The sequence below is a fragment of the Aeromonas sp. QDB23 genome (assembly GCF_027707745.1).
GTDB classification, from domain to species: domain Bacteria; phylum Pseudomonadota; class Gammaproteobacteria; order Enterobacterales; family Aeromonadaceae; genus Aeromonas; species Aeromonas allosaccharophila.
Genome location: NZ_JAPCJA010000002.1, coordinates 20,822 through 35,441 on the forward strand (window position 1 = coordinate 20,822; position 14,620 = coordinate 35,441).

The 14,620-nt window shown below is 59.3% G+C and carries 13 protein-coding genes and 1 pseudogene; 8 read left to right on the plus strand and 6 right to left on the minus strand.

All coding sequences use genetic code 11. The features are described 5' to 3' along the window. Positions 1–56 precede the first annotated feature (56 nt). From PG888_RS01190 to PG888_RS01210, 5 genes are all read left to right on the plus strand, one after another. Positions 57–761, plus strand: a complete 705-nt coding sequence (locus tag PG888_RS01190) for a tRNA/rRNA methyltransferase (RefSeq protein WP_127008400.1) — start codon at positions 57–59, stop codon at positions 759–761. A 263-nt stretch (positions 762–1,024) separates the two neighbouring features. Next, complete coding sequence (gene thrA, locus PG888_RS01195) at positions 1,025–3,484, plus strand: bifunctional aspartate kinase/homoserine dehydrogenase I (RefSeq protein WP_127008402.1); 2,460 nt, start codon at positions 1,025–1,027, stop codon at positions 3,482–3,484. A 2-nt stretch (positions 3,485–3,486) separates the two neighbouring features. After that, positions 3,487–4,482, plus strand: coding sequence for a homoserine kinase (gene thrB, locus PG888_RS01200; RefSeq protein WP_064338410.1), 996 nt, complete (start codon positions 3,487–3,489; stop codon positions 4,480–4,482). Next, positions 4,479–5,753 (plus strand): threonine synthase, encoded by a 1,275-nt coding sequence (thrC, locus tag PG888_RS01205; protein ID WP_064338409.1) that lies wholly within the window; start codon positions 4,479–4,481, stop codon positions 5,751–5,753. The genes thrB and thrC overlap by 4 nt, the downstream gene beginning before the upstream one ends. A 643-nt stretch (positions 5,754–6,396) precedes the next feature. Then, entirely contained in the window at positions 6,397–6,774 is a 378-nt protein-coding gene (locus PG888_RS01210) for a hypothetical protein (RefSeq protein ID WP_213393598.1), read from the plus strand. 393 nt (positions 6,775–7,167) lie between these two features. Here PG888_RS01210 and PG888_RS01215 read toward each other — a convergent pair whose 3' ends face one another. Further along, positions 7,168–8,394, minus strand: a complete 1,227-nt coding sequence (locus tag PG888_RS01215) for an RNA-guided endonuclease InsQ/TnpB family protein (RefSeq protein WP_064341426.1) — start codon at positions 8,392–8,394, stop codon at positions 7,168–7,170. A 58-nt stretch (positions 8,395–8,452) separates the two neighbouring features. Between PG888_RS01215 and tnpA the strand changes: the two genes are divergently transcribed. Both tnpA and PG888_RS23140 read left to right on the plus strand, forming a co-directional pair. After that, positions 8,453–8,857 (plus strand): IS200/IS605 family transposase, encoded by a 405-nt coding sequence (gene tnpA / locus PG888_RS01220; RefSeq protein ID WP_064341427.1) that lies wholly within the window; start codon positions 8,453–8,455, stop codon positions 8,855–8,857. A 53-nt stretch (positions 8,858–8,910) separates the two neighbouring features. After that, a pseudogene (locus tag PG888_RS23140) lies at positions 8,911–9,078 on the plus strand (DUF1349 domain-containing protein); the annotation flags it as partial. A 107-nt stretch (positions 9,079–9,185) separates the two neighbouring features. Here the strand turns inward: PG888_RS23140 and rimO are convergent. Continuing rightward, positions 9,186–10,514, minus strand: a complete 1,329-nt coding sequence (rimO, locus tag PG888_RS01225; RefSeq protein ID WP_041208316.1) for a 30S ribosomal protein S12 methylthiotransferase RimO — start codon at positions 10,512–10,514, stop codon at positions 9,186–9,188. A 292-nt stretch (positions 10,515–10,806) separates the two neighbouring features. Here rimO and PG888_RS01230 point away from each other — a divergent pair, with 292 nt between their 5' ends. After that, positions 10,807–11,931: an HD-GYP domain-containing protein gene (locus tag PG888_RS01230; protein ID WP_270693385.1), complete on the plus strand. Its 1,125-nt coding sequence runs from the start codon at positions 10,807–10,809 to the stop codon at positions 11,929–11,931. A gap of 163 nt (positions 11,932–12,094) precedes the next feature. Here PG888_RS01230 and PG888_RS01235 read toward each other — a convergent pair whose 3' ends face one another. The 4 genes from PG888_RS01235 to PG888_RS01250 form a co-directional block, all read right to left on the minus strand. Then, positions 12,095–12,280 (minus strand): hypothetical protein, encoded by a 186-nt coding sequence (locus PG888_RS01235; RefSeq protein WP_005350263.1) that lies wholly within the window; start codon positions 12,278–12,280, stop codon positions 12,095–12,097. 42 nt (positions 12,281–12,322) lie between these two features. After that, positions 12,323–12,904: a NifB/NifX family molybdenum-iron cluster-binding protein gene (locus PG888_RS01240; RefSeq protein WP_270693386.1), complete on the minus strand. Its 582-nt coding sequence runs from the start codon at positions 12,902–12,904 to the stop codon at positions 12,323–12,325. Continuing rightward, positions 12,901–13,215, minus strand: coding sequence for a DUF134 domain-containing protein (locus tag PG888_RS01245; protein ID WP_005338107.1), 315 nt, complete (start codon positions 13,213–13,215; stop codon positions 12,901–12,903). The genes PG888_RS01240 and PG888_RS01245 overlap by 4 nt, the downstream gene beginning before the upstream one ends. A 222-nt stretch (positions 13,216–13,437) precedes the next feature. Continuing rightward, complete coding sequence (locus PG888_RS01250) at positions 13,438–14,619, minus strand: dicarboxylate/amino acid:cation symporter (protein WP_270693387.1); 1,182 nt, start codon at positions 14,617–14,619, stop codon at positions 13,438–13,440. Position 14,620 lies beyond the last annotated feature (1 nt).

A 14,620-nucleotide genomic window follows, 5' to 3' on the forward strand; every position in this document is an offset into this window, starting at 1 on the left:
GTTTAGCGACTGTTTGCAGTCTGTTTGAGAGGCCGTCCGGCCAGTGAGGAAACCCGATGAAGCTCTATTTTGTCCTGGTGGCACCTGCCCGTCCTGCGAATGTGGGGGCGGCGGCCCGCGCCATGAAAACCATGGGATTCGATGCCATGCGACTGGTGGCGAGCCGGGTACACGAAGAGGAGGAGGCGAGCTGGGTGGCCCACGGCGCCCAGGAGATCCTGACCCAGGCCGAGGCGTTCGATACCCTGCCCGAGGCGCTGGCTGACATGGATCTGGTGATCGCCACCACCGCCCGTGAGCGCGGTCGCTACCAGTACTACCTCACGCCGGGGGAGATCCGCGAGCAGATCCGCATCAAGCCATCGCTCGGCAAGGTCGCCATCGTCTTTGGCTGCGAGGAGTCGGGACTCTCCAACGAGCAGCTGGCCGAGGTCGATCTCATCAGCTATCTGCCGCTCAAGGTGAGCTACCCCTCCCTCAATCTGGGGCAGGCGATCATGCTCTACGCCTACGAGATGAGTCAGCTGATGGATGAGCTGAACGCCGACGGCGCCGCTGCGGTAGCAGAAAATTTTGATAACGCCGGGCAGGTTCGGGTGCTGAAAAGCAAAACAGCAGAATTGCTGGGTGAGCTCGGAGTTTCGCAGGATGAAAAACTGCATCAATGGGTGATGGACCGGGTGCCCATGCTGCCGCAGCGGGATTTGAACATGCTCCATCTGCTCTGCAAAGACCTTGCGCGCCGATTTGGGCGTGAGTAGCAAAGAGGTTTAAGTTGACAGCCCATCGCCCGCCGCGGTATTGCTAAAAGCCAGCTTCGTCAACGAGTGTTCGTCATGCAGTTATTCACCAACGTCATCACCACCACCATTATTACCGGTACCACCACAGGTGGCACTGGGGCCGGTTGATGCGCTGACGAACAAGCACAGAAATCAGAAAAGGCCCGTACCCACCCAGTACGGGCCTTTTTGTTGGATTGGTTTTTAGATTGAATTTCATAGATTTACAGGGAGAGAAAGCGATGAGAGTGTTGAAATTTGGCGGGTCTTCACTGGCCGATGCAGAGCGTTTTTTACGGGTGGCCGATATCGCGGTCAATACCCACGGCCAATCTCAGGTAGCCCTGGTGCTGTCTGCGCCTGCCAAGGTGACCAATCATCTGGTGGCGCTGGTGGAACAGACCAGTCGCGGCATGGATGCCAGTTCCACCCTGTTTGAAGTCAACGGCATCTTCTCCCGCCTGCTGGCCGGGTTGAAGGCGGCTTATCCGGCGCTCGATGACAAGGCGCTGTTGGCCCGTCTCACCGCCGAGCTGGATCAGGTTGAGCGGCTGATGCAGGGCATCCGTCTTCTGGGCCTCTGCCCGGACAACGTGCAGGCGCGCATTCTGAGCCGTGGCGAGAACCTCTCCATCGCTTTTATGCACGAACTGCTGCGGGTGCGCGGTCTGGATCTGGAGCTGATCGTACCGGAAGAGCTGCTGGTCACCGACGGCGGCTATCTGGAAGCCCACGTCGATATCGAAGCCTCCCGTCTGCGCTTTGCCGCCAAGGGTCTGCGTAGCGATTGCCTCTACCTGATGCCGGGCTTTACCGGCGGCAGCGACAAGGGCGAAACCGTGCTGCTGGGCCGTAACGGCTCCGACTACTCCGCCGCCGTGCTGGCCGCCTGTGTCGATGCAGAGTGCTGCGAGATCTGGACTGACGTCGAGGGCTGCTACAGCTGCGACCCCCGTCTGGTACCGGATGCCTACTTGCTGAAAACCCTCTCTTACAAGGAGGCGATGGAACTCTCCTACTTCGGCGCCAAGGTGCTGCACCCGAAAACCATCGCGCCGGTGGCCCAGTTCCATATTCCCTGCCTCATCAAGAACAGCTTCAACCCACAAGGTCCGGGCACCCTGATCGGCCCCGAGAGCGGCGACGATGACCTGAAAGTGAAGGCCATCTCCGACTTGTCCGGCATGTGCATGTTCAACGTCTCCGGCCCCGGTATGAAGGGGATGGTCGGCATGGCCGGTCGCATCTTCTCCGCCGTCTCCCGCGCCGGGGTCAGTATCGTGCTGATCACCCAGTCATCTTCCGAGTACAGCGTCAGCTTCTGTATCCACAGCTACGACAGTGAGAAGACCCGCAAGGTGCTGGAGCGCGAGTTCGAGCTGGAGTTCAAAAACCAGCTGCTGGAGCCGCTGGATATCATCAGCGATCTGGCGATCATCTCCCTCATCGGTGACGGCATGCGCACCAGCAAAGGGATGGCAGCCCGTTTCTTCACCTCGCTGGCGCAAGCCTCCATCAATATCGTCGCCATTGCGCAGGGCTCCAGCGAGCGCTCCATCTCGGCGGTGGTGCGGGATCGCAAGGTGGCGGAAGCCATCAAGGCGTGTCACCAGAACTTCTTTGGTAGCCAGCACTTTATCGACCTCTTTGTGGTCGGGGTCGGCGGCGTCGGTGCCGCGCTGGTGGATCAGATTGCCCGCCAGCAACCGGTACTGGCCGAGCAGGGCACTGGCCTGCGGGTGGTGGGCATCGCTAACAGCCGCCAGATGGCGGTCAACAAGGATGGCCTCAACCTCGCCAACTGGCGCGAACAGCTGGTCGAGGCCCGCGACAGCTTCTCGCTGGAATGGGTGAAAAAGCTGGTGGAAGATAGCCATATCATCAACCCGGTGATCGTCGATTGCACCTCCTCCGAGGCGGTGGCCGTGCAGTATGCCGACTTCCTGGCCGCCGGTTTCCATGTGGTCACCCCGAACAAGAAGGCCAACACCGGTTCGCTCGATTACTACAAGGCGCTGCGCCGCACTGCTCGTCAGACTCGCCGCAAGTTCCTGTACGAGACCAACGTGGGTGCGGGCCTGCCGGTTATCGAGAACCTGCAGAACCTCATCAAGGCCGGTGACAAGCTGCGCGCCTTCGATGGCATCCTGTCCGGTTCGCTCTCCTTTATCTTCGGCAAGCTGGATGAGGGGATGGCATTTTCCGAGGCGACCCAAATCGCCCGCAGCAACGGCTTTACCGAGCCGGATCCCCGCGACGATCTCAACGGCATGGATGTGGCGCGCAAGCTGCTCATTCTGGCTCGCGAGGCGGGCATGGCGCTGGAGCTCTCCGATGTCGAAGTCGAGCAGGCGCTGCCGCCCGGATTTGACGTCAGTGGCGACGTGGAAGCCTTTATGGCCCGCCTGCCCGAAGCCGATGGCTGGTTCCGCGACCAGTTCGCCGCGGCCCAGCGTGAAGGCAAGGTGCTGCGCTATGTGGGCTCCATCGAAGGTGGCAAGTGCAAGGTCGCCATCAAGGCGGTCGGTGGCGACGAGCCGCTGTTCAAGGTCAAAGATGGGGAGAACGCGCTCGCCTTCTTCTCTACCTACTACCAGCCAATCCCGCTGGTGCTGCGTGGCTATGGCGCCGGTACCGAAGTGACTGCGGCGGGCGTCTTTGCCGACGTGCTGCGCACCCAGAACTGGAAGCAGGAGTTGTAAGCATGAGTTCAGACATGTACCCCTCTTATATGACTGAAGGCGGCAGCGTCGTCGCCTACGCACCCGCCTCCAGCGCCAACCTGAGCGTGGGATTCGATGTACTGGGGGCGGCGCTCGCCCCCGTGGATGGCTCTCTGCTCGGCGATCGGGTGCAGGTAAAAGCCTCTGACATGTCGTTCGCCCTCTCATCCGTGGGCCGCTACGCCCACAAGCTGCCGGACGATCCGAAAAAGAATATCCTCCATGACTGCTGGGTCGCCTATGGCGAGGCGCTGGAGAAGCGGGGCCTGAAACTCAAGCCGCTCGAAATGGTGCTGGAAAAGAACTTGCCGGTGGGTTCTGGTCTGGGGTCGAGCGCCTGCAGCGTGGTGGCGGCGCTGGAGGGGCTCAACGCCTTCCACGGCGAGCCGCTTGATGAGCACGACATGCTGCTGCTGATGGGGGAGATGGAGGGCAAGATCTCCGGCTCCGTTCACTACGACAACGTGGCCCCCTGCTATCTCGGCGGCATGCAGCTGGTGCTGGAAGAGCACGGCGTTATCAGTCAGGGCATTCCGGTGTTCGATCAGTGGTACTGGGTGGTCTGTTACCCGGGCACTGTGGTCTCCACCGCAGCCGCCCGCGCCATCCTGCCGGCCCAATATCGCCGTCAGGATTGCCTCACCTACGGTCGTCGGCTGGCTGCCTTTGTCCACGCCAGCTACACCGGGCAGGAGGGGCTGGCGGCGAGCGTACTGAAAGACGTGATTGCCGAACCCTACCGCGCGGCGCTGATCGAAGGCTTTAACGAGGTGCGGGCGCAGGCGGCCCAGAACGGGGCGCTGGCTACCGGCATCTCCGGCTCCGGTCCCACCGTATTTGTGGTGATGAAGGATCTGGCGCAGGCCGAGCGGATGAAAGATTGGATGGAAGCACATTTCGTGCAGAACGAAGATGGATTTGCCCGGGTCTGCAAACTGGACATGGCCGGGGCACGGGTAACAGGAAGCGAGCTATGAATCTCTACAACATCAAGGACAACAGCGAACAGGTGAGCTTCGCGCAGGCGGTGCGTCAGGGCTTGGGTCGCGAACAGGGGCTCTTCTTCCCCGAACAACTCGAACCGCTTGCCGATGTGGATGCCCTGCTCGATCTGCCGCTGGCCGAACGCTCTGCTCGCATCCTGAGCCACCTGCTGGGGGACGAAGTGCCCGCAGCGAAAGTGAGCGAGCTGATCAATGCCGCCTTCACCTTCCCGGCGCCGCTGGTGAAACTCAAGGATGGCACCTATGCCCTTGAGCTGTTCCATGGCCCGACCCTGGCGTTCAAGGATTTCGGCGGCCGCTTTATGGCCCAGTGCCTCGCGGCGTTCAGAACAAATGACAAGATCACCATCCTCACCGCCACCTCCGGCGACACCGGCGCCGCCGTGGCCCATGCCTTCTACGGGCTGGAGGGGATCGAGGTGGTGATCCTCTATCCCAAGGGCAAGATCAGCCCCCTGCAGGAGAAGCTCTTCTGCACCCTCGGCGGCAATATCCGCACCATCGCCATTGACGGCGACTTCGACGCCTGTCAGGCGCTGGTGAAACAGGCTTTTGACGACGAGGCACTGAAAAAGGCTATTGGCCTCAACTCCGCCAACTCCATCAATATCAGCCGTCTGCTGGCGCAGGTTTGCTACTACTTCGAGGCGGTGGCCCAGTTGCCGAAAGCCGATCGCGCCAAGGCGGTGATCAGCGTGCCGTCCGGCAACTTTGGCAACCTCACCGCAGGCTTGATTGCCAAGGCGCTAGGGCTGCCGGTGAAGCGCTTTATCGCCGCCACCAATGCCAACGACACCGTGCCGCGCTACCTGAAAACCGGTCAGTGGGAGCCGCACCAGACAGTGGCAACCCTGTCGAACGCCATGGATGTCAGTCGCCCCAACAACTGGCCGCGAGTGGAAGAGCTTTGCCGTCGCAAGGGTTGGGCGCTGGAGACCCTGGGGTCAGGCATGCGTGACGATGCCCAGACCCGCGATGCACTCAAGCGCCTGCACCAGCAGGATTACCTGTGCGAACCTCATGGCGCCATTGCCTGGGATCTGCTGGGGGAACAGCTGGCCGAGGACGAAGTGGGGGTGTTCCTCTGCACCGCCCATCCCGCCAAGTTCAAGGAGTCGGTGGACGAGATCCTGAGTCTGGATGTACCGCTGCCCGGCCCGCTGGCCAAGCATGCCGAGCTGCCGCTGCTCTCCGTTAATTTGCCTGCGGAGTTTGCCCGGTTAAGGGCGTTTTTGGTGGGTTAAGGAGGGTGCGAATAAGCACCCTCCACAACGAAACTGAAAAATTTAGTTTATTAAATTCAAATGCTTACAAGGGCGCATTTTTATGTTTGGTGACTTATTCGCACCTTCCCTAGCGGCCAAGTGGGAAATTATGGGGTTTGTACCTTTTTAAACAAAATACAGTCTCATCGAAACCGACGCTACCGCCCGTGGATTACAGCTTCCAAAATGCTCCATTAACCAGCGAGGGCAGCAGCCCATCACGGATGAATAGGCACCGGATGGCTATGTTAAGCCAATCGAATCTGGCCGTACCAGTCAAAAAGTGACGTAAGTGTCAGTAATGACTGATTTTTTGCGCTGGCTCAATAAAAGACAGTGACCGGAGGCAGGATTCCCATGGCCCTTGATGCTATTGGGGTTGGCGGGCGTGGCAGGAAGGAATAGGGCTGGCTTGCCGCTGAGGAAGGGTTGGTCGGGGACAATCCCGCTCTGCCAATCGGCGCTATAGTGCGGGCGATAGTTGTCCTGTGCTCCGCGTCCCAAGCTGGCGAGGCGGGGGATCTGCGGCAACAATCAGCTGTTGCAATCACAGCCATTTGCAACACATCGTCATGCAAATATGACCATGCAAACACATCACCAGATAGAGAGGAGATCACCCATGAAGCGTACCATCCTGTTCGGCCTGCTCTGCGGCAGCGTGCTGCTGGCCAATCCGGTCTTTGCCAACGACACAGCCCAGTTGCAGTGCGAGGCGCAGGCTGCGGCCAAAAAGCTTAACGGCGCCGCCAAGACCAGCTTTGTCGGCAAGTGTGTGAAAGATGCCGCTGGAGCCGCGACCGGCGAGTGCGAGAAGGCGGCCGCCGACAAGAAGCTGGCCGGTGCGGCCAAGAACAGCTTTATCCAGAAGTGCGTGAAGACGAGCGCGGCGATGGATCCGGCGGCCAAGTGCGAGAAGGCGGCTGCCGACAAGAAGCTGGCGGGCGCGGCCAAGAACAGCTTTGTCCAGAAGTGCGTGAAGGATAGCGCTGCCAAGTAAGGCATTTTCTCATCCGGTGTGTTTGCGGGGGGCCATCAGGCCCCCCGCGCTTTTTGGGGCGCACTGATGGCGCAACGCACAAGCCTTGTATCGGGGCAGCAATAGCGACACTATTGACTCCTTTTATGGGTTCCGCAGAGGCGCAGCCATGACCTGTCGTGACCGGACGAGGCGTTGGCTAGCCCCATTTGTGCGGGATTACGCGGGATAAAAGGGAGCAAAGCAGGATGATGGAAGGGATGGAATGGCGCTGGCTCAATGAGCCCGCCGAATGGCACCAGACAGATGACGGTTTGCTGGTGGTAACGGACTAGCAGACCGATTTTTGGCGCAGCACCTGGTTTGACATCCTCCCCCACCTTCGCGCTTCGCGTCTCAGGAGGGGGATTCCCATTACTGGGTGATAGCTGCTCTCGCAGTACCGGGTTCCTGCTTCATCGGGCGGCCTGTTTGCACCGCTCCTCCACAGGCTAAAACGGCGTGTCCCGCCGCTAAAATATTGCGAGCGCCGTTCACATCGGCGTTCGCCTCATAACCACACGCAACGCATTTAAACTGGCTTTGCGTCAGGCGGTTATCCTTCGCAGCGTGCCCACAACAGGCGCATTGCTGGCTGGTGTAGGCCGGATTAATCACCAGCACCTGACCGCCTCGCCATGCCTGCTTGTATTCGAGCTGGCGGCGTAGCTCAAACCAGCCCTGATCCAATATCGAACGATTCAGCCCTGATTTTGCCCGGACGTTGCGCCCCGGCTGGCTTGTCGTGCCCGCTGCTGATTTTGACATGTTGGAAACCTTCAAATCCTCAATAACAATCATCGCGTGGTTTTTGCTGATTGTCGTGGTGACCTTGTGAAGGTAATCGCGGCGGGTATTGGAGATATGTGAGTGCAGCCGCTGGATCTTGGCTTTTTGCTTCTTCCAGTTACTGCTGAACTTTACTTTTTTGCTCAACTGGCGTTGGAGCCTTGCCAGCTTGGCCTGATTGGTTTTGAAGCTGTTGACGGGCTCAAACACCGTACCATCTGACAGGGTTGCGAGCTTGGCGATACCCGCATCCAGCCCGACCATTGAGCCGGACGGGTGAACTGGCTCGGGGTGCTCCTGCTCGACCTGAAAGGAGATATACCAGTGCCCGGCGGCTTGGCTGACAGTGGCGTTTTTAATCTTCCCTTCAACTAGCTGGGACTGGCGGAACTTGACCCAAGCCAGCCCGGCTGGCAGCTTCACTCGCCCTTTTTCAAGGCGGCAATACTTGTCGAAGTTGACAAATCTGATTGAGTCTCTGTTGTCGCTTTTCTTCTTGAAAACAGGAGCCTTGGCGGCGAGTTTCTTATCAAAACAGCGCATCCACGCGCCGTGCAAATCCTTGAGTTTCTGCTGGAGGTTGTCGGTGTATGCCTCAACCAGAAAGGCCATTTCCGGGTCTTTCTTCCAACTGGTGAGCATCCGGTTCAGCTCAAAAGCAGAAGGCAGTTTTTCGCCAGCATCAAGAAGGCGTTTGGTTTCTGCCAGCCCGTGATTCCAGACATAACGAGCACATCCGCCCAACTGGCGCAGGCGTTGTGCTTGTTGTTCAGTCGGATCAAGTCGGAATTTGTAGGCTTTAAGAATTTGCATTCAATACTCAGTATGTAGCAATATTTCTTCGCATCATTACACCGAACAGAGTCATTGAATGCAAGTCATAAACATCAATAAGTCACGCTATGCCGCTTATCTCCTCCATGTTCACTTGGTGTTTGTGACCAAGTATCGAAAAAAGATATTGGGCGATTTACACCTTGCCGCATTCAATCAGTATGCCACTGTGGTTTGTAACGACTTTGGCGCGGAACTGAAAGAGTGTGACGGAGAGGCTGATCATGTTCACATGCTGATAGAGTACGGCCCAACAGTACAGCTATCGGTACTGGTGAACTCGTTGAAGGCAGTCACATCAAGGCGACTGCGCAATGAATTCCTGGACTTAAGAGGTGCTTACAGTAAGCCCGAGCTCTGGTCACGCTCCTACTTTGCTGGCTCTTGCGGCGGTGCGCCGTTGGAGGTGATCAAGCAATACATTCAAAACCAGCGGGGCTGACGCCCCGGCGAAATTCCCCTCCCACCTACGTCGGAGGGAGTCCCCTTTCGCATTCAGATGGCAAGGTGTGGCCGCTGCTGCGCCTCGCCCCGTTTCCGCCAGGCTAAAGTTGCTTTATCGGGGTGATGTGCTGCACGCCGGAGCGGCAGGGGCTGGCGGTGCGTTTCTCTGACTTGCGCCTCACTGCGCCCCTTGGCAAGGCGCTGCACGACCTCGGCTAGCAGTTTATCGCCGGTAGTTGTTAAACAAAAAGCGCCATCAGGCGCTTTTTGTTTAGTTGCGTTGAACGCTATCGGCTCAACGCGCGGCGTGTGTACCCATGGCAGGGTTAGCCAATCAGGCTGGCCCACAGGTCATATTCGTCGGATTCGTCGATCCGCACCTTGACCATGTCGCCCGGCTTGAGGCTGGTTTCGCCGTTGAGGTAGACCAGACCATCGATCTCCGGTGCATCGGCAAAAGAGCGGCCAGTGGCACCCTCTTCGTCCACTTCGTCGATGATAACGGTCATCTCCTGACCCACTTTACGAGCCAGCTTGCGGATGGAGACCTGCTGTTGCAGCTCCATAAAGCGCTGGAAGCGCTCTTCCTGAACTTCTTCCGGCACCGGATCCGGCAGCTCGTTGGCCAGCGCCCCTTCGACCGGGCTGTATTTGAAGCAGCCGACCCGATCCAGCTCAGCCTTGTCGATAAAGTCCAGCAGCATCTGGAAATCTTCCTCGGTCTCGCCCGGGAAGCCGACGATAAAGGTGGAGCGCAGGGTGATCTGCGGGCAGATCTCCCGCCACTTCTGGATCCGCTCCAGGGTACGCTCGACCGAACCCGGGCGCTTCATCAGTTTGAGGATGCGCGGGCTGGCGTGCTGCAGCGGGATGTCGAGGTAGGGCAGGATCTTGCCATCACGCATCAGCGGGATGACGTCATCCACATGCGGGTAGGGGTAGACGTAGTGCAGACGTACCCAGATATCGAGCTTGGCCAGCTCTTCGCACAGGGCGACCATGCTGGTCTTGACCGGCATGCCGTCGTAGAAACCGGTGCGGTGCTTCACATCGACGCCGTAGGCGGAGGTGTCCTGGGAGATCACCAGCAGCTCCTTCACACCGGCCTCTTTCAGGCGCTTGGCTTCGGCCAGCACGTCGCCGATGGGGCGGCTCACTAGGTCCCCGCGCATGGAGGGGATGATGCAGAAGGTGCAGCGGTGGTTGCACCCTTCGGAAATCTTCAGATAGGCGTAGTGGCGCGGAGTCAGCTTGACGCCGTGGGCCGGTACCAGACTGGTGAAGGGGTTGTGCTGCGGCTTCTCCACATATTTGTGGACGTGACCCAGTACCTCTTCATAGGCGTGGGGGCCGGTGATCTCGAGCACCTTGGGGTGGATCTCGCGGATCTGATTCTCTTTGGCGCCAAGGCAGCCGGTGACGATCACCTTGCCGTTCTCGGCCAGCGCTTCGCCGATCGCTTCGAGCGACTCCTGCACTGCGCTGTCGATAAAGCCACAGGTGTTGACGACAACCAGCTCGGCATCGTCATAGCTGGGCACCACGTCGTACCCTTCGGTACGCAGCTGGGTCAGGATGCGTTCTGAATCGACCAGGTTTTTGGGGCAACCCAAGGAGACGAATCCTACTTTGGGGGCCTGTTTTGTGTTGGACATCGCTCAATCACTCTTAGGTGGCTCTTCTTTAAGGGCGCGGATTTTACCGGAATGGTTAACCAAAAACTATACAGCCAGCATGGCAGAACCGAACAATATCTCCGACCAGGCAAGATTGGGCTGCACCAACAGTCGCTGATAGCACGCCCTTTGTAGGGCTATTGCCTCTGCCATGCGGGTTGGTTGTGGGGATGCTGCTTTGTTGATTTTTCTGTCAATTTTGACGCCGTGACGGGGAGAGCGTCAAAGGGAGTCACTATACTTCCATTACGGGGTCCCGTTGGAGAAGGCGATGGAAAGTTCATTTGGCGAAAAAATGCAGAGCGTACACGCCACGCTCAGGCAGCGCTTTGACAAGCTGAGTAGGGTAGCCATCGCGATTTACGATCCCCATACCGATCAGCTCAAAACCTTTGCTCACAGCACCGAGGGGCCCTCGCCGCTGGTGCAGTATGAGGTGAAGCTGAGCGATGTCCCCTCCCTGAGTTATCTGGCGGAGCACAAGCAGCCCCGGGTGCTCAGCAATCTGGATGCCCTGCGTGGCTCGGCATCGGAGCACAGCCGCAAGGTGCTGGAGGCAGGTTATGCCTCCAGCTATACCGAGCCGCTGCTGTTCAACAGCAAGCTATTTGGTTTTCTGTTTTGCGATGCCATGGAGCCGGGATACTTCGAGGAGCCGATCCGCAGCGAGCTGTCGGCCTATGCCCAGGCGCTCTCGGCCATCATTGCGGTGGAGTTTTTCTCCATCCAGACCCTTGGCGGCGCGCTGACCACGGCGCGGGAGTTCAGTCGCTATCGGGATGAGGAGACCGCCAACCATCTGCACCGGATGTCGGCCTACTCCCGGCTGATTGCCAAGACGCTGGCCCCGACTTGCGGGCTGAGCGATGAGGAGGTGGAGTTTATCTATCTCTTCTCCGAGCTGCACGACATCGGCAAGATCGCGGTGCCGGATGCCATTTTGCTCAAGCCGGGCAAGCTGACGCCGGAAGAGTTCGAGATCATGAAGATCCACCCCGGCAAGGGGCGGGAGATGATCAGCCTGATGATCAACGAGTTTGGTCTCGATGGCATTCACCACACCGACATGCTGACCAACATCATCGCCAGCCATCACGAGCGTTTCGACGGCACAGGTTATCCGCTGGGGCTGGCGGGGGAGGCGATCCCGCTGGCGGCGCGCATCGTGACGGTGGCGGATGTGTTTGATGCCCTGACCAGCGAGCGCCCCTACAAGAAGGCATGGCCGTTCGAGACGGCGTTTGCCTATCTGGAGGAGCATGCCGGCAGCCAGTTTGATCCCGCCTGCGTCGCCGCAGCCTTGCACAACAAGGCCGAGTTTTATGCCATCTATCAGCAGTATCAGGATCCGGCCTGCTCTGCGAGCGTGGCGCCCAGCGGCGCCGAGCCGGGTTGAGCGCGTGTGATGAGCATAAGGGGGAAAGAGGCGGTTCAAGCATGACGAGGAATAAATAGAGAGGGGGCACCAGCAGGTGCCCCCTCTCTCTTATGCGTCTTTCTATTAAATGCGCCTTTAGTTTGCCGACCTTATCTCTGCGGCTATGGCGTTTGCGCTCAGGTTACTTTTTGGGCGCCGGCTCGCTGATCTGATAGAGGTGATCCGCGCAGGCGCTGGAGCAGCCACAGGGGCGTACCTCTTTATCTTCCCGTTTCTGGGCAAGCTGGTATTGGCGCCACCAGATGATGGTGCCCATGGCCAGGATCAGCACGAACGAGGCGAGCAGGCTCAACAACCAGATGGACATGATCTCTTCTCCTTGATGGTGATGACATGCACGGCGATGGCATCAGTGATGATGGCAGCAACCGCCCTGCTGGCCTGCGCCCTCACTGCCTTGACAACAAGTATGGCCTTGTCGTGAGCTCTCTGCCTGATTGCCACTACTGGCGCAACAGTGATCGGAACCACTGTTGCAACCACCGTGACAATTCGCATGGCTGTGGCCTGCGCCGACGGGCTGGATGGCACGGATAGTCGCCTTGCTCTGATGACGACGAGACGGACGGCCCTGACTGGCCTCGGTAAGAGGTTGCAAATTGGCGGGGGCCAGCAGCGCGGGCAGCGGCAGGCGGGCCGTGCGGCACTGCAGCACCCGGATATTGGCCGCCAGCAGGCGACTTAGCATCCGCTCGCCGATATTGCGCACCACCACCTGACCCACCTGATGATGGGCGAGGGCGTCGAGCAGCGCTTGCTTGCCGTGGCAGCCTTCGGCGGCGGCCGGGTTGGCCAGGGTGGCGATGACGTTCCCTTCTGGGTTAAGAATTTGCAGCTGCTCGGCACGGGTAAAGTGGCCAGCCAGCAGCCCCTGACTCAGCATCAGGGCGCTGTTGCTGGGGTTGGTGGTCATGGTTGTGACAGCATTCATGTCGGCTCTTCTCCACTGGTTGGGTGGTCGGGCTCGGCGGGTTGCATCATCAATGCCTTGCCCAGACTCAGACACTCCACCACTTTATAGCGCCCTTTTTTCAGGATATTGGCCAGGGTCTGGCGGGAGACCCCCATCACCAGGGCGGCCTCCTGCTGCTGCATTCCTTGAAGGTCGACGAGGCGCAGTGCCTCGAACTCGTCAGGGGCCAGCGTGACCTGTTCCAGCTGATGCATGGGGCGGCCGTTGGGTTTGAAGCAGCTGTTGGCGGGGCGGCCACAGATCTGGCGGGCAATCTTGGGTCTTGGCATGGTGGCTCCTAATTGGCATAAGCCATTTATACGCTCATATGTAGCATATGCCAATAATTTTGTCGGGTGTAGAGAGCTGCGCCAGTGCTGTTTACGGCAGAGAGGGGTAAAGAGGGGGAGCGGAATACGTACAAAAGCAGGGAAGCTGGCAGAAACAACGCAGGCCCGAACATGGTTCGGGCCTGCGGTTTTGCAGAGGATGGTCGAGCTATCCCGGCGAGCTTACGCCTGTTCGGCCTCGGCCACTGGAGCTGCGCTCTCGCTGCCATTGGCGAAGCGATCCGCCCACAGGGCGATCACGCCGTCACCGGTGACGTTGCAGGCGGTGCCGAAGCTGTCCTGCGCCAGATAGAGGGCGATCATCAGGGCGATGGAGGCTTCACCAAAGCCGAGCATGGAGGTGAGCAGACCCAGCGCCGACATCACGCCACCACCCGGGGCGCCCGGGGCGGCGATCATGATCACCCCGAGCATCATGATGAAGGGGAGCATGGTCTCGATGCCCGGAATGGCCAGATGCTCGGAGAGGAACATCACCGCGGTGGCACAGGTGACCAGGGTAATGGTGGAGCCACAGAGGTGAATGGTGGCGCACAGCGGCACGGTAAAGTTGGCGATACCGTCGCTCACGCCGTTGTTCTTGCTCGATTGCAGGGCGACCGGAATGGTGGCGGCGCTCGACATGGTCCCCAGCGCGGTGAAGTAGGCGGGCAGCATGTTCTTGATGAGCTGGGCCGGTGAGCGGCCAAGGGCCAGACCGGTACCCACGAACAGCACGGAGAGCCAGATCCAGTGCATCAGGATCGCCATCACCAGCACCACGCCGAAGGTTTTCAGGGTAGCGAATACGGTGCCTTCTACCGTCATTTCGACAAAGACCCCGGCGATATAGAACGGCAGCAGCGGGATGATCACCTTGGCCAGCAGGCAGTCGATGATGTCACGACCCTGATCGGCGACCAGGCGCAGATCGGTGGCCTGGGTGGCGCTGATGCCGATGCCGAACACGAAGGCGGCGGCCAGTGCCGACATCACGCCAAACAGCGGCGGGATCTCCAGATTGACGTAGGAGGCAAGCTTGATAGCCGTGGCCGTGGTGGGCTCGGCGGCGGTGGTGAACTGCGGGATCAGGTGGCTCGCCACGGTAAAGGCGAACAGCCCCGCCAGAATGGTAGAGCAATAGGAGAGGGCCACGGTTTTGCCCAGCAGCTTGCCGGAGTTTTTCGGCAGGCTGGCGATGCCGCTCATGATAAAGAACAGAATGATGAGCGGAATGGTGAAGGTGATCAGCTGACCTATCACTGTCTTGGCCGTAAACAGCACGCGCGCCACCCACTCAGGGGCGTAGAGACCGAGCAAGAGACCGGCAAGGATGCCAGCAATGAGTTTCAGGACAAGTTTCATA

Excerpts from the sequence above, each read along its gene's own strand:
- PG888_RS01190 (WP_127008400.1), top strand. The coding sequence starts at position 57 with ATGAAGCTCTATTTTGTCCTGGTGGCACCTGCCCGTCCTGCGAATGTG.
- thrA (WP_127008402.1), top strand. The coding sequence starts at position 1,025 with ATGAGAGTGTTGAAATTTGGCGGGTCTTCACTGGCCGATGCAGAGCGT.
- thrB (WP_064338410.1), top strand. The coding sequence starts at position 3,487 with ATGAGTTCAGACATGTACCCCTCTTATATGACTGAAGGCGGCAGCGTC.
- thrC (WP_064338409.1), top strand. The coding sequence starts at position 4,479 with ATGAATCTCTACAACATCAAGGACAACAGCGAACAGGTGAGCTTCGCG.
- PG888_RS01210 (WP_213393598.1), top strand. The coding sequence starts at position 6,397 with ATGAAGCGTACCATCCTGTTCGGCCTGCTCTGCGGCAGCGTGCTGCTG.
- PG888_RS01215 (WP_064341426.1), bottom strand. The coding sequence starts at position 8,394 with ATGCAAATTCTTAAAGCCTACAAATTCCGACTTGATCCGACTGAACAA.
- tnpA (WP_064341427.1), top strand. The coding sequence starts at position 8,453 with ATGCAAGTCATAAACATCAATAAGTCACGCTATGCCGCTTATCTCCTC.
- rimO (WP_041208316.1), bottom strand. The coding sequence starts at position 10,514 with ATGTCCAACACAAAACAGGCCCCCAAAGTAGGATTCGTCTCCTTGGGT.
- PG888_RS01230 (WP_270693385.1), top strand. The coding sequence starts at position 10,807 with ATGGAAAGTTCATTTGGCGAAAAAATGCAGAGCGTACACGCCACGCTC.
- PG888_RS01235 (WP_005350263.1), bottom strand. The coding sequence starts at position 12,280 with ATGTCCATCTGGTTGTTGAGCCTGCTCGCCTCGTTCGTGCTGATCCTG.
- PG888_RS01240 (WP_270693386.1), bottom strand. The coding sequence starts at position 12,904 with ATGAATGCTGTCACAACCATGACCACCAACCCCAGCAACAGCGCCCTG.
- PG888_RS01245 (WP_005338107.1), bottom strand. The coding sequence starts at position 13,215 with ATGCCAAGACCCAAGATTGCCCGCCAGATCTGTGGCCGCCCCGCCAAC.
- PG888_RS01250 (WP_270693387.1), bottom strand. The coding sequence starts at position 14,619 with ATGAAACTTGTCCTGAAACTCATTGCTGGCATCCTTGCCGGTCTCTTG.